This window comes from Faecalispora jeddahensis, assembly GCF_000577335.1.
Lineage (GTDB): Bacteria > Bacillota > Clostridia > Oscillospirales > Acutalibacteraceae > Faecalispora > Faecalispora jeddahensis.
Genome location: NZ_CBYL010000001.1, coordinates 18,278 through 32,141, shown reverse-complemented (window position 1 = coordinate 32,141; position 13,864 = coordinate 18,278). Strand labels below are relative to the sequence as shown.

Below are 13,864 nucleotides of genomic sequence, written 5' to 3'. Positions count from 1 at the left end.
AATGCGATAAAGGCAGGTGACCTGAGCGGTGCTTGGAACAGACATTGCAATTGATCTCGGAACATCGTCGGTAAAAATATATTTGGATGGCAAGGGAATTATCCTGAATGAACCATCCGTTGTGGCATATGAGCAGGACACAGATAACATCGTAGCAATCGGGCATGAGGCCTACGCCATGGTGGGGCGCACCTCTTCGAAGATCGCGGTGGTGCATCCGTTGTGCAACGGCGTTATTTCTGATTTTGCGCTGGCTCAGTACGTGATTCAGCATTATTTAAAGAAGATCAACGGCAGCAAGGTGGTAATGCCCCGGGTAGTCGTCAGCGTCCCCTGCGGCATTACAGAGGTGGAAAAGCGTGCGGTGGTCGACGCGATCAGCGCGTCGGGCGTGCGCAAGATCTGCCTGATCGAAGAGCCCGTCGCGGCAGCGATGGGGGCCGGGGTCGATATTTCCATTCCCCACGGCTGCTTTGTGATCGACATCGGCGGCGGCACCACGGACATGGGCGTGATTTCGCTCAGCGGCGTCGCGATTGCCCGGTCCATTAAAATGGCGGGCGACGCCTTTGATGAAGCGATCATCAAGATGGTGCGCCGCAAGTACAATCTGCTGATTGGCACCCGCATGGCAGAGGAAGCCAAAATGGCGATCGGCTGCGTGTACCCGCGCAAAGAGATCGTCACGCACCGCGTAAAAGGACGCAATATGCTCACCGGGCTCCCCCAGTGGGCAGACATCAGCTGCGACGAAGTACTGGAAGCGCTCCTCGAGCCGGCGATGCAGATCATCCGCACCGCGCAGGAGGTTCTGGAGAAAACGCCGCCCGAGCTGATGGGCGACATCGATACCGACGGTATCATCCTTACCGGCGGTTCCGCGCTGCTTTACGGCTTTGACACGCTGATCAGCAAGAAAACGAAGATGAAGGTCTTTGTGCCGGAAACCCCCGAAAACTGCGTGGCAGTGGGGGCCGGCAAAGCGATTTCGTTTATTGATGATATGGAAAACAAAAATTACGGTGTGCTGAATCCTTTGAACGCAGCCTACTAAAACAGGAAATGAAAGCGCAATACCGGTGTCGTTTTGATACGAGCCGGTATTTTTCTGTACCGTGATTTTGTCAGATACAGCGGCTTGTATATTGCCAATCAGTTTTTTAAAAACAAAAGGAAGAGGGAAGGCGTATGGAAATAGCGGAACCAAAGCTGGCAAAGGAGCTTTTGTACATAGAGGATTTTGCCACTGCCATTTTGCGCTATCTGGAGGAGGAAACGCCGCTCACCGCCGTTCGGTGCGGTGGAGTACGGGCTGATGGCGGCGATTTTTCCGGTTTGGATCTGCGGGCCAGCATCATGGAAAACAGTGCGTTTCGCAATTGCAGCTTTGAGAACGCCTCGTTTACCGATGTTGTTTTTCAGTCCTGCGATTTTTCAAACAGCGATTTCAGCGGCGCTTTCTTTGAGCGCTGCCGATGGAGCGACTGCAAATGCGTCGGCGCGAATTGGAACGATTCGGTGCTGCGGCAAACTGTTTTTGAGCAGACGCTGCTTTCTTATTCCAGCTTTGATCAGACAAGGATCACGGACGTGCGGTTTCACCGCGTGGATTTTACGGAGGGCTCTTTGTCCGAAGCGAAGCTGAAAAACTTTTCGGTTACGGAATCCAGGCTGATCAAAAATAATTTTTTCCGAACGCTTTTGGCCGGTGTGAATTTGACGACGGATGAGCTGGCCGGGCCGATTGTCTCATCCACGGCGGAAGAGCTGAAGGGCGTGGTGATTACCCCGTTTCAGGCGGCGGATCTCATCGGCCTCTGGGGGATTCTGGTGGACCGGGGCTGAATTTTATTTGTCCTTCGATAGAAAAAAGAGGGTGTTCTGTGCTTTGCACGGAACACTCTCTTTTTTTGCTTTGCTTTCACGGGCTGGCTCGGCAAATGGCGGGCGGTTTTCTTTCTGTAATGTTCAAAAAGCTTTCTCATATGAAAAAGCGTATGATTTCTGTTTCTCGGGAAAAAATGGAAGAGGGAGAAAGGCTGTGGCTTATGATAAAATACGCCTGTTTTGACGGTAAGCGAACGGAAAAAGGGATTTTCTGCAAAGGTTTTCATATGAAATACACAGCAGAAAGCACAGAAATCATAAATAAAATTAGTGAACTATTCAAAGCAATCGGTATTCTGCAAACCTTTTCATATCTATATTTATATAAAACGGGGAAAAAACGATTTCAAGATTGACAAGATGTGAACACAAATGGTAATATACACTTAAAATTCATCGTTTTATTTAAAGATTATCACTAATTATTCTATTTTTATGGATGCGGCACCAGTGTAAAAACGTTTTCAGAGTGGTTATTGCCTGCACCCGCAGGACAGTACATAAATTTAAGGAGGAAATCGAAATGAAAAAAGTACTCGCATTTCTCATGGCAATTGCTATGGGACTGAGCGCGACGGCTTGCAGCAGCCCGTCTACCTCTTCCGGGTCCTCATCGAATCAGGGAGGAGAGATCTTGATTGGCTGTCTCCAGGACGTCACAGGGCCGACTTCTTCTCTGGGCCAGATGGTTCAGGCCGGCGCTCAATGGGCTGTTGACGAAATCAATGAAAATGGCGGCATTGACGGCAAGAAGATCAAAATGAACAGCTACGACACCAAGGGTGACGTTACCGAAGCTGTAAACGCCTTCACCAAGGCTGTTACCGTTGACAAGGTAAGCGTTATTGTTGGCCCGCCTGTTGCGAACATCGCGCTGGCGATCAAAGAGATCAGTGAGCAGTATGATGTGCCGGTGATGGGCTTGGCGATGGATAAGAACGCCCAGCTCAAGCAGGACGGCACCCCCTATAAGAACATGTTTACCTTCCAGCCCAATGCGGATCAGCAGGGCGCCATTATGGCAAAGTATGCGATCGAAAACGGCTTTAAGTCCTTCGGCGCAATTTACAACGAGAGCAACTCTTACTCCACCTCTCTTCTGGCTCCGTTCGTTCAGACCGTTGAAGGCGCCGGCGGCACGATTCCGAAGAATCTGCAGGTAGCCTACAATGCGAACGACACAGACTTCAAAACCCTGCTTTCCCCGATCGTAAAAGCAAATGTGGATGCGATCTTTGTTCCCAACTACACCAAAGACCTGGTTAACATCACCACAGCGGCCCGTGCGCTCGGCTATGAAGGCGCTTTGATCTGCGGCCTCGACGCCTGCCCGCCCTTCAACACCATGATGGGCACCAGCTGCGACGGTGTGTACTACATCAATAACATCGACGACACCACTCAGGCTCTGCAGGACATGATCAAGACGGTAAAGGAAAAGACCGGCGTTGAAGCAACCAACAAGTTCTTCCTCGGCTACGATATCGTCAATATCGCTGCAAAGGTTCTGAAAGAAAACGGCACCAGCGATCCTGCGAAGATCCGCACTGCTTTGGAGAACATCACCGATTATGCTGGCATGACCGGCAATATCTCGATCGATCCCAAGACTCATATGACAAAGAGCATGGAGATGTTCATGTTCACCTATGAGGGAACGACTCCGAAATTCCTGCAGAAATTCGCTGCCTGATTACCGAATAGGCTATTCATTAGGATGGGGATTCCTTCGCTCTGAAGGAATCCCCATATGAAAGGAGGACATCCCGTGTCACTGCAGATCATTGTCAACGGACTGGCGACCGGCTCTGTTTATGCCCTGATCGCCACCGGATTTTCTTTGATTTTCAATGTGCTGAAGTTTTCAAACTTTTCGCACGGTGCATTAATGACCCTGAGCGCTTTTTCCGGGTATTTCGTCGCAGCGCAAAGCGGGCTGGGGCTGGTTCCCACCATATTGGTGGCAGTCGTGACCGGCGCCCTGGTTGCGCTGGCGGGAGAATTCGTTGCGTTTCGGCGCATCACCTTAAACAACTCTTCTCCCGTTTACTTTTTCGTATCCTCTATTACACTGGGAACCATGTTTGAGGGGATCATAACGGTAAAGGTTGGAGCAAACTTTTACAACTACCCGCAGTTTTTTCAAAATTCGACCATTAAGTTCGGGGGCGTGGTCATCTCCACATCGGACCTGCTGATGTTTTTTTGCAGTGTGATCACGCTGTTGATACTTGCTTATATTCTACAGAAGACCCGTCAGGGACGCGGCCTTCGCAGCGTCAGCTTTGACCGGGATACCGCAAGCCTGATGGGCATCAACGTGACCCGCACCATTCAGTTCACCTTCATCGTTTCGGGTGCGCTGGCCGGCCTGGCGGGCGTGTTCCTCGGCATCAACTACACGCTGTATCCCACGCTCGGCAGCCTTGTTGTCAAAGGCTTTATCGCATCGGTCATCGGCGGCCTCGGCTCTTTGACCGGCGCAATCATCGGCGCGGTTCTGCTCGGCTTTATGGAAACCATCCTCATCAGCCTTGTGGGCTCCGGATATACGCCGGTATTTACATTCCTGCTCATGCTGGTATTCCTGCTGGTACGCCCCAGCGGCATTGCAGGCTCGAATATTCAGGAAAAGGCATAAGGGGGGGGCCGGCATGACTTTATATCTTTCGATTCTGACTCAGATTTTGATTACGGTCGTTGCGGTCTGCGGTGTTTATGTACTCACCGGCCTGACCGGTATGTTCAGCCTGGGGCAGGCGGCCTTTATGGCGGTTGGCTCCTATGCCTCGGGTATTCTGGTGGTAAAATGCGGCTTTCCGTTCTGGCTGGCCTGTATTCTGGCGGTGCTGATCGCAGTGGTGATCGGCTACCTGGTAGGCTTTCCGACGGTTCGTCTGCGCCGCGACTATATTTCGCTCGTTACGCTCGGCTTCGGTGAAGCGATCACCGCCCTGCTCAACAGAGCGACTAAGCTGACCGGCGGCGCCTCCGGTTTTATCGGAATTCCCAGAAAAACAACCTTCCTGCTCGCTCTGGTTTCGGCCATTGCGGCAATCGCGATTGTCAGCTGGTTCAAGACCAGCAAATACGGCCGCCAGTGTATTGCGGTGCGCGGCGATGAGCTGGCCGCCAAGGCCATGGGCATCAATGTGCCGAAAATCAAGATGAACGCGTTCCTGCTCAGCGTGGCGGTTACGGCATTCAGCGGCTGTCTGTATGCGTTCTTCATTACTTATGTGGACCCGACCATTTTCGGCTGGAAAAAGAGCGCGGACTGGGTCATCATGGTGTTCTTCGGCGGCGTCAACAGCCTGACGGGTTCTGTTGTGGGTGCGTTCATCCTCAGCGGTCTGCCCGAGGTGCTTCGTTCGCTCGACCAGTACCGCAGTATCATTTACGCAATTTTGGTTCTGCTCATCATCAACTTTAAGCCCTCCGGTATTTTTGGAGAGTGGGAGCTTTCGCCCCGCAACCTGAAAGCGCTGGGAGAGAAGCTGGCAAAAAGATCCCGGAAGGAGGAAAAGACGGATGGCGCTGCTTGAGGTAAAAAACATCAGTAAGTCCTTCGGCGGACTCAAAGCGATTCAGGATTTTTCTCTGGAAGCGGAAGCGGGCGAGATTCACGGAATCATCGGCCCGAACGGAGCCGGTAAAACCACCATTTTCAACGTTATCTCCGGTGTGTATACGGCGGACGAGGGTTCAGTTACCCTCAAAGGCAAAGACATCACCAAAATGGAGCAGTATCTCATCACCCGCGAGGGCATGGGGCGCACGTTCCAGAATATCCGCCTGTTTAAGGGCCTGACGGTGCTCGAAAACGTATTGTGCGCGTTCGACCCGCAGTCGAAGTACGGCATTGTGGGAGGACTGCTCCCTACGCCGAAGCGCCTTTCAGAAGAAAAGCGCGGCCGCGAGATTTGCGAGCAGTATCTCGAGCTGGTCGGCATGGCCGATTATAAAAATGAACGTCCGGAAAACCTGGCTTACGGCAAGCAGCGCCGTGTGGAAATCGCACGCGCACTCACCTGCCACCCCAAGGTGCTTCTGCTCGACGAGCCCGCAGCGGGCCTGAACCCCACAGAGGTTTCGGAGCTGACCGATTTGATCCAGCGCCTGTCGGTAGACATCGGCTTTGCGATTCTGCTGATTGAGCATCGTCTGGAGCTGGTCATGAGCATCTCTCACAAAATCCATGTGCAGAATTTCGGCAAGACCATTGCCGTCGGCACGCCGGATGAGGTGCGCCAGAACCCCGAAGTAATCGAAGCCTATCTGGGAAAGGAGGAGTAAGCAATGGCAATGCTGGAAGTAACGGATCTGAGCGTGGACTACGGCCACGTAAAGGCATTAAAGCATGTCAGCGTCGAGGCCAACGAGGGCGAAATCGTCAGCATCATCGGCTCGAACGGCGCGGGAAAGACAACGCTGCTGCGTACGATCTCCGGCCTGAAAAAACCGCAGGGCGGCAAGGTTCGCTTTTTAGGAGAAGCCCTGCCGAGCCAGCCGCACAAGATTGTGGCCAGAGGGATCGTGCATGTGCCGGAAGGCCGCAAAACCTTCTCCGGCCTTACCATCCGCGACAACCTGCTGGTTGGCGGGTACCTGTTTAAAGGCAAGGATCTGGAGAACGATCTGCAGGAGCAGTACTGCCAGTTCCCCATCCTGAGAGAACGTCAGGATCAGTTTGCCGGAACCCTGTCCGGCGGCGAGCAGCAGATGCTTGCGATCAGCCGCGGGCTGATGGCCCGGCCCAAGATCATCCTGCTGGATGAACCCAGCCTTGGTCTGGCTCCTCTGATCGTCAATCAGGTGTATGATCTGATTAAAAAAATCCGCGATTCCGGAATTACCGTGCTGCTGGTAGAGCAGAACGCCCGCAAGGCGCTTTCCATCTGCGACAAGGCGTATGTTCTGGAAAACGGCATGATCAATATCAGCGGCACCGGCGACGAGCTGCTGCACAGCGACACCGTGCGCAAGGCGTATCTGGGCGGCTGATGAAGGTACTTTGGAAACATAGATTGAGAGGCGAACAATCATGATCCGTGAATGGAATGAAGAATCTCTGGACCACCGCAACGCACTGCTGTATGCGATGGGAGTTTCGGAGGAGGACGCAAAGCGCCCTGTGATCGGACTGGTCAATTCCTGGAATGAAATGAACCCCGGACATTTTCCGTTTAAGGATGTCGTTGCGGAAATGAAGGAAGAGATCTACAAGGCCGGCGGCCTTGCGCTGGAGCTTCCCGTTACCGGCATCTGCGACGGCATCTGTTCCAACACCCCCGGCGACCGCTACACGCTGCCCGCGCGCGACCTGGTTTCGAGCGAGGTGGAAATGGTCGCCGAGCTGAACATGCTCGAGGGCATGGTCATTATGTCCACCTGCGACAAGGTGGTGCCCGGCATGATCATGGGCGCTCTGCGGGTGAATATCCCCACCGTGATGCTCACCGGCGGTTTTATGGCGGCCGGACATACCGAGGAAGGCAAAATGCTGACCCTCACACACACCAAACAGGCTTACGCCGCTTACATTGCGGGTGACATCGACCGCGATCATTACAAGATGGTCGTCCGCAACGCGTGTCCCACCCCGGGCGCCTGCCCGTTTATGGGAACTGCGAACACCATGTGCGCTCTGGCCGAAATTCTGGGCCTGTCTCCGCACGGCAACGCCAGCGTGCGCAGCCAGACGCCCGAGTGGCACGAAATGGCCCGCAGCGCGGCACACAGATTGGTGCAGGCTGTCCGCGACAACATCCGTCCGCAGAGCTTTATCACGCAGGAAAGCTTTGAGAACGCGGTTCGCTACATGATGGCGACCGGCGGCTCCACCAACAGCCTGCTGCATATCCCGGCGATCGCGCGCCAGATCGGCTGCGAGATTTCGCCCGAAACCTTTGACCGCATCAGCCGCGAGGTTCCGGTCATCAGCGCGATTTACCCGAATCACCCGACCTATACCATGGAGGAATTCTCTGCGGCAGGCGGCCTGGGCGCCGTTGTGAAGGAGCTGGCGAAGGCCGGCAAGATCAACACGAAATGCGGCGGCATGTTCGGCACCATCGGCGAAAAGGCCGAGCTTGCGCATAACAGCAACACGGATGTGATCCGTCGGGTCGAAGAGCCGATTCACGAGCAGGGCGGCCTTGCGGTGCTGCACGGCAACATCGGCAGCGAGAGCGCCATCGTCAAATTCAGCGCCGTAGACCCCGAGGCGTGGAAATTCAGCGGCCCCGCCAAGTGCTACGATTCGCAGGACGACGCGTGGAACGCGATTCTCCGCGATGAGATCGTACCGGGCGACGTGGTGGTCATCCGCTACGAAGGCCCGAAGGGAAGCCCCGGAATGCCCCATATGGAAACCTTCATGGCTGCCGTTTTGGGCAAGGGAATGGGCAAAGAGATCGCGCTTGTTTCCGACGGACGCTTTTCCGGCGCAACGGGCGGTCTGGCCATCGGTCATGTCAGCCCCGAAGCCTACGAGGGCGGCAATCTGGCCCTGATCGAAAACGGGGATGTCATCCATATCGACATTGAGGGACGCACCCTCACCATCGATGTCAGCGACGAAGAGTTCGACCGCCGCCGCGCATCGTGGAAGCCGGTGGAGAAACCCGCGATCGGCTGGCTGGATCTGTACCGCAGAAACTGTACCTCCGCACATAAGGGAGCCACGGTTTACTGGAAGAAATGAGCATATCGATCTGAAAACGGTTGCAGGTGCAGGGAAAGAATGCTATGATTCATTTGAGGTGATTGACTTTGACCAACATCAAGGATGTCGCAGCGGTGGCCGGGGTTTCGGCCAGCACTGTTTCCAGAGTGCTCAGCGGCAAGAGCTATGTGAATGAGCAAACCCGCCAGCGCGTGCTGGAGGCCGTGAAGAAAATGGATTACAGCCCGAACGTGCTTGCAAAAGGGCTGAAAATGGGGCGCAGCAATACCATTGCGCTGATGGTCCCCAGCATTCAGAACCTGATTTTCCCAGACATTACCCGCGGTGTGGAGGACACCGCCCGTAAAAACGGTTTTACGGTGGTTCTCTGCAATACCGACGAGGATGTCGAGGTGGAAAAATCCTATATCAATAAGCTGAAAAAGCGCTGGATCGACGGCTTTATCGTCTGCTCCATGCTGCCCGGCTCCGACCACATCCGCGCTCTGCGCGACGAGGGCTTTCCTCTGGTGCTGGTCAACCGGTGCGCGAAAGAGGAGCATCTGGACGCGGTGATCGTCGACAACTACAAGGCGTCGTACGACGCGGTCAACTATCTGGTGCGCACAGGGCACAGCCGCATTGCGCTGGCGCTCGGGCGCGAAGAGGTGATTCTGTACCGCGACCGCCTGGAGGGCTACCTGGCCGCTCTGCGCGACAATCAGCTTCCCGTGGATGAACGGCTGATCCTGCGGGAAACGAACGGCAGCAACAGCTTTTATTATCTGACGCGGAACATGCTTTCGGTACAGCCCTGGCCCGACTCAATTTTTGCAACGAGTGACCCCAAGGCGATCGTGATCCTGCATGCGCTGCACGATATGGGCGTGCGCATCCCGCAGGATATTTCTGTGCTGGGCTTCGATAACGTCGGCTTGTCCGCGCTGGTGGAGCCTCCGCTTTCCACCGTGTCGCAGCCGCTGTACGAAATGGGCGTCGTTGCGGCCACAAAGCTGATCAACCAGATTCGATATAAGGATAAAACCGGCGGCCTGCCGGAGCCTGCAGTCGATATACTGAATACCGATCTTGTGATCAGGAAATCGACCCGATGAAAGGGTGAACCAAATGAACCCACTGGGCATTAATCTTTGGAACTGGACCAATGCGCTGGGCCCCGATTGTCTGGGCCTGCCGACGAAGATCGCCGAAATGGGCTTCGATGCTGTGGAAATCCCGATGACCCAGCCGGAGCTTTCGAAGCCTCTCGCCGAGGAAATCCGCAAAACCGGCCTTCGCGTTTCGCTCTGTGCGGCGATGTCGCCGGGGCGTGATCTTTCGAACTTTGACCCGCAGGTTCGGGCCAATACGATGGAGTACCTGACGAAATGTCTTGAAACCGGGGCAAAGCTCGGGGCCGATGTGTTCGCCGGCCCGCTGTATGCGGGCGGCGGAAAGCGCCATCTGCTGCCGCCGGACGAAGCCGAGCGCGAGTGGGAGCTCGCGGTGCAGGGACTGCGCGCCCTTAGTGCCCGTGCGCGGGAATACGGGGTGCGCCTTGCGATCGAGCCGCTCAACCGCTACCGCAGCAGTGTGGTCAATACGGCGGAGCAGGCTCTGCGCATGGTAAACGATGTGGACGACGATTTTCTTGGAATCCATTTCGATACCTTCCACGCAGGCATCGAAGAAGAGGATCTGTGCGGCGCGGTCGAGCGCGTGCTGGCCGCCGGGAAAATGTTTCACTTTCACGCCTGCGCCAATCACCGCGGCGCACCCGGGCAGGGATTTTTCCCGTGGGAGCAGATTTTCGGTCTGCTGCGCAGCCACGGCTATCAGGGACACGTCACGATGGAAACCTTCAAGCCCGGCGGGCTTGACAGCGGCTGGGTGCAGCTCGGGGAGTCCCCCGATGCGCTGGCACTGGCCGGGCTTCGTTACCTGATCGGCGCGTTCCGTGAAAAACAAGCAATCTAAAAAATAGTACGCCGGTTCATTTTTGAATGGGCCAGTGCGACCTAATATTGCAAACGATTGCATAAAATCATTCGCTTACAGAATGAAAGAAAGGATGGATCAAATGGCTTCGCATGAAAAGTTTCATTTTCAGTCGATCGAAGAGTTGAAAGAGAAAATCGCCGAGCTAGGGGCGAATATTCATCTGAGTGAGGACTTGTCTCCTCTCGCACATCCGGTGAAGGTCGGCAGCAAAACCTCGCCGAACGCAATTGCAGTGCTCCCTATGGAGGGCTGCGATTCTGAGCCGGACGGTTCGCCGAGCGAGCTGGTAGAGCGCCGGTATACCCGTTTTGCCGAGGGTGGAGCCGGGCTGCTGTGGTGGGAGGCCTGCGCTGTTGTGCAGGAGGGCCGTGCAAACCCGCTGCAGATGATGCTCACCAAAGAGAATGTAGGCAAATTTGCCGAGCTGCTGAAAAGAACCAACGCGGCCGCCGCGGCTGCAAACGGAGCGGATCACCGGCCGCTGAACATCGTTCAGCTGACGCATTCCGGCCGTTACTCCAGACCGGAGGGCCACAAGGGCGCTCCGCTCGTGCCGCAGCATGATCCTCTGCTCGACCCCCGCGTGGGCCTTGATCCCGACGCGCCCGTTATCACCGATGAATACCTCGACGCACTCACCGGAAAGTATGTGCAGTCCGCGCTTCTGGCCAAAGAGGCCGGCTTTGACGGCGTAGACATCAAGAGCTGTCATCGGTATCTGCTCAGCGAGCTGCTGGCCTCCCACACCAGAGAGGGAAAATACGGCGGCAGCTTTGAAAACAGAACGCGCTTCCTGCGCCAGACCATCCGCGCTGTGCGCGAGGCCGTGGGCGACGATTTCCTGATCGCCTGTCGGTTCAACGTGTTCGATGCGCATCCCTATCCCTACGGTTTCGGCGTGGATCAGGACGACGTGTGGAAGTTTGACCCCACCGAACCGATGATGCTCGTGAAGATGCTGGTGGAAGAGAGCGTAGACCTTCTGAGCAATTCCGCCGGCAACCCGTACTATATTTATCCGCAGGTGACGCGCCCGTTCGATCAGTCCAGCATGGGCATTCCCGTGCCGGATGAGCATCCGCTCGAGAGCGTTTCCCGCCTGTTTGACTTTACCCGCCGCATTCAGGAGGCCGCCGGAGACGTTCCTGTCATCGGCAACGGCTACACCTGGCTGCGCCAGTATGCACCCTACGCAGGCGCCGCGAACATCGCGGATCACAGCTGCAGCTTTATGGGTCTGGGCCGTTCCAGCTTCGCTTACCCCGAGGCCCCGCGCGATATTCTCACCAAAGGTGAGATGGACCCGAAGCAGTGCTGCATCACCTGTTCCAAGTGTACGCAGATCATGCGCGACCACGGCCGCACGGGCTGCGTCATCAAAGACAGCAAGCTGTATGCCCCGCTGTACCGCGAGGCCAGAGAGGAAGCGCAGCAGCGCGAACACAGCTTTCAGTAAAAGGGGGAACCTCACTTGAAAGAATGGAACAGCAGAGTCGGCCGTGTGGCCGAACCGATGAAAACAGATTTTATGCAGAGAACTTTTTCCGAGCCCGCAGAGGGCCAGGTGCTGATCCGCGTGGTATCCAGCGCGATCTGCGGCAGCGATCTGCATATTTTTAAAGGCCGTCACCCGGCAGTTCCGCTGCCGGTGACGATCGGCCATGAATTTTCCGGCGACATCGTCGCGGTAGGCCCCGGAGTTACCGGGCTTTCCGAGGGCGACCGGGTCACGCTCGAGCCCTGCATCGTCTGCGGCACGTGCGAAGCCTGCCGCCACGGCAATTACGGGTACTGCGAGAACATCAGCTTCTCTTACCGCAAGGGCGACGGCGCGATGGCGGATTATGTGATGGCACAGGCCGAGCATGTGTTCCGCCTGCCGGATGATCTGAGCTACCACGCGGGCGCGCTGATCGAGCCGCTTTCCGTTGCGACGCATGCCGTTCGCCGGGCAGACATCAGGCTGGGCGAAACTGTGCTGGTCATCGGCGCGGGCGCGATCGGTCTTCTGATCGCAGCAGTATGCCGCAAGAGCGGCGCTTCTCAGGTCATTATCGCCGACCATTCCGACGCCCGCCTCAAGCTGGCGCTGGAGCTCGGCGCAACGGCGGCGGTCAATTCCGGCAAAGAGCCGCTGGAAGATGCCCTTCACCGCCTGACCGGCGGCAAGGGTGTGGATAAGAGCTTTGAGTGCGTCGGCCTTGAAGCGACCTTCGTGCAGGCCATTTCGTCCATCCGTCAGAACGGCCTTGCAACGATCGTGGGTATTTTTGAAAACCCGAAAATCAATATCCCGGCGGATCTTTTTGTCTCCCGTGAAATCCGGGTGCAGGGAGCGCAGGGCTATTGCTGGGATTTCCCCGTGGCCATCGAGCTTTCCCGCGAGCTGAATCTGGAAAAACTGGTGACCCATGTGTTCCCGCTGGATGATTTGCAGAAGGCGCTGGAAACCTGCCTCGACAGAAGTGCCGGCAGCGTAAAGGTGCTGCTGGAGCCGTAACCGGCGTCTGATCAAATTAGAACAGGAGAGAACAGTATGAAAAAGACCGCAATTGTGACTGGAGGAAGCCGGGGAATCGGTTTTGCGATTGCCCGCCGGCTTGGGCTGGACGGCTTTTCCGTTGTGATATTCGCGACCACTCCCAAAGAGGCGAATCAGGAAAGGCTCGATCAGCTTTCCGCTGAAGGAATCGAATATCATTATGTTCAGGGCAACCTCGGTTCTTCGGAGGATCGCCAGAGACTTGTGCAGGAGGCGGTGGATCGCTTCGGCGGAATCCATGTGCTCGTCAATAATGCGGGCGTGGCTCCCAAGGTGCGCGCTGATCTGCTCGAAATGAGCGAAGAAAGCTTCGATTTCGTGGTGGGCGTCAATACCAAGGGCAACATGTTCCTCACCCAGGCCGTGGCAAAGCAGATGCTCCGCCAGCCGATCGAGGGCAAAAAGCGCGGAACCATCGTGAACGTTTCGTCCTGCTCGGCTGAGGTATCTTCCACCAATCGTGGGGAATACTGCGTTTCCAAAGCGGGTGTATCGATGCTGACCACCCTGTACGCGGACCGTCTGGCCGCCGAGGGCATTCTGGTGAATGAGGTGCGCCCAGGCGTGATTTTCACCGACATGACCTCCAGCGTGCAGGAAAAGTATGAGTCGCTCATCGAGCAGGGGATTTTCCCGATCGCCCGCTGGGGGACCCCGGAAGACGTCGCCAACGCTGTCGGCGTGTTCTGCGGCGACGAGTTCCTGTATACCACCGGGAATTATATCGACATCGACGGCGGATTCCACATCAAACGGCTGTAAAAAGA

14 protein-coding genes are annotated in these 13,864 nt (G+C 55.9%); all 14 read left to right on the top strand.

What is annotated here, in order from left to right; translation table 11 throughout:
- The first annotated feature begins 28 nt into the window (after positions 1-28).
- The 14 genes from mreB to TY09_RS00085 all read left to right on the top strand — a co-directional run bounded on the left by mreB (position 29) and on the right by TY09_RS00085 (position 13,859).
- Positions 29-1,054: a rod shape-determining protein gene (gene mreB / locus TY09_RS00150; protein WP_042429838.1), complete on the top strand. Its 1,026-nt coding sequence runs from the start codon at positions 29-31 to the stop codon at positions 1,052-1,054.
- Positions 1,055-1,188: 134 nt separating this feature from the next.
- The gene (locus tag TY09_RS00145) at positions 1,189-1,845 is read left to right on the top strand and encodes a pentapeptide repeat-containing protein (RefSeq protein ID WP_042429836.1); all 657 of its coding nucleotides are present in this window, start codon (positions 1,189-1,191) and stop codon (positions 1,843-1,845) included.
- Between the two features lie 38 nt (positions 1,846-1,883).
- Positions 1,884-2,243 (top strand): hypothetical protein, encoded by a 360-nt coding sequence (locus TY09_RS00140; RefSeq protein ID WP_042429834.1) that lies wholly within the window; start codon positions 1,884-1,886, stop codon positions 2,241-2,243.
- A 167-nt stretch (positions 2,244-2,410) separates the two neighbouring features.
- Positions 2,411-3,580 carry an ABC transporter substrate-binding protein gene (locus tag TY09_RS00135; protein WP_042429832.1) on the top strand — a complete coding sequence of 390 codons (1,170 nt, stop codon included), beginning with the start codon at positions 2,411-2,413 and terminating at the stop codon, positions 3,578-3,580.
- Between the two features lie 75 nt (positions 3,581-3,655).
- Positions 3,656-4,528, top strand: coding sequence for a branched-chain amino acid ABC transporter permease (locus tag TY09_RS00130; RefSeq protein WP_042429830.1), 873 nt, complete (start codon positions 3,656-3,658; stop codon positions 4,526-4,528).
- A gap of 13 nt (positions 4,529-4,541) precedes the next feature.
- Complete coding sequence (locus tag TY09_RS00125) at positions 4,542-5,432, top strand: branched-chain amino acid ABC transporter permease (protein ID WP_042429827.1); 891 nt, start codon at positions 4,542-4,544, stop codon at positions 5,430-5,432.
- The gene (locus TY09_RS00120; protein ID WP_042429825.1) at positions 5,419-6,183 is read left to right on the top strand and encodes an ABC transporter ATP-binding protein; all 765 of its coding nucleotides are present in this window, start codon (positions 5,419-5,421) and stop codon (positions 6,181-6,183) included. Before TY09_RS00125 ends, TY09_RS00120 begins: the two co-directional genes overlap by 14 nt.
- A 9-nt stretch (positions 6,184-6,192) precedes the next feature.
- Positions 6,193-6,891 carry an ABC transporter ATP-binding protein gene (locus TY09_RS00115; protein WP_042430108.1) on the top strand — a complete coding sequence of 233 codons (699 nt, stop codon included), beginning with the start codon at positions 6,193-6,195 and terminating at the stop codon, positions 6,889-6,891.
- A 40-nt stretch (positions 6,892-6,931) separates the two neighbouring features.
- Positions 6,932-8,593, top strand: a complete 1,662-nt coding sequence (ilvD, locus tag TY09_RS00110) for a dihydroxy-acid dehydratase (protein WP_042429822.1) — start codon at positions 6,932-6,934, stop codon at positions 8,591-8,593.
- A gap of 68 nt (positions 8,594-8,661) precedes the next feature.
- Entirely contained in the window at positions 8,662-9,669 is a 1,008-nt protein-coding gene (locus TY09_RS00105) for a LacI family DNA-binding transcriptional regulator (RefSeq protein WP_009060166.1), read from the top strand.
- Between the two features lie 13 nt (positions 9,670-9,682).
- Positions 9,683-10,531, top strand: a complete 849-nt coding sequence (locus TY09_RS00100; RefSeq protein ID WP_042429819.1) for a sugar phosphate isomerase/epimerase family protein — start codon at positions 9,683-9,685, stop codon at positions 10,529-10,531.
- A gap of 103 nt (positions 10,532-10,634) precedes the next feature.
- Positions 10,635-12,011 (top strand): oxidoreductase, encoded by a 1,377-nt coding sequence (locus TY09_RS00095; RefSeq protein WP_042429816.1) that lies wholly within the window; start codon positions 10,635-10,637, stop codon positions 12,009-12,011.
- A gap of 15 nt (positions 12,012-12,026) precedes the next feature.
- On the top strand, positions 12,027-13,055 hold the full coding sequence (locus tag TY09_RS00090; RefSeq protein WP_042429813.1) for a zinc-dependent alcohol dehydrogenase: 1,029 nt from the start codon (positions 12,027-12,029) through the stop codon (positions 13,053-13,055).
- Between the two features lie 36 nt (positions 13,056-13,091).
- The gene (locus tag TY09_RS00085; protein WP_042429810.1) at positions 13,092-13,859 is read left to right on the top strand and encodes a 3-ketoacyl-ACP reductase; all 768 of its coding nucleotides are present in this window, start codon (positions 13,092-13,094) and stop codon (positions 13,857-13,859) included.
- Positions 13,860-13,864 lie beyond the last annotated feature (5 nt).

Bases quoted from the DNA above. Each gene is read 5' to 3' on its own strand.
- TY09_RS00145 (WP_042429836.1), top strand. From the start codon at position 1,189: ATGGAAATAGCGGAACCAAAGCTGGCAAAGGAGCTTTTGTACATAGAG.
- TY09_RS00135 (WP_042429832.1), top strand. From the start codon at position 2,411: ATGAAAAAAGTACTCGCATTTCTCATGGCAATTGCTATGGGACTGAGC.
- TY09_RS00125 (WP_042429827.1), top strand. From the start codon at position 4,542: ATGACTTTATATCTTTCGATTCTGACTCAGATTTTGATTACGGTCGTT.
- TY09_RS00120 (WP_042429825.1), top strand. From the start codon at position 5,419: ATGGCGCTGCTTGAGGTAAAAAACATCAGTAAGTCCTTCGGCGGACTC.
- TY09_RS00115 (WP_042430108.1), top strand. From the start codon at position 6,193: ATGCTGGAAGTAACGGATCTGAGCGTGGACTACGGCCACGTAAAGGCA.
- ilvD (WP_042429822.1), top strand. From the start codon at position 6,932: ATGATCCGTGAATGGAATGAAGAATCTCTGGACCACCGCAACGCACTG.
- TY09_RS00100 (WP_042429819.1), top strand. From the start codon at position 9,683: ATGAACCCACTGGGCATTAATCTTTGGAACTGGACCAATGCGCTGGGC.
- TY09_RS00095 (WP_042429816.1), top strand. From the start codon at position 10,635: ATGGCTTCGCATGAAAAGTTTCATTTTCAGTCGATCGAAGAGTTGAAA.
- TY09_RS00085 (WP_042429810.1), top strand. From the start codon at position 13,092: ATGAAAAAGACCGCAATTGTGACTGGAGGAAGCCGGGGAATCGGTTTT.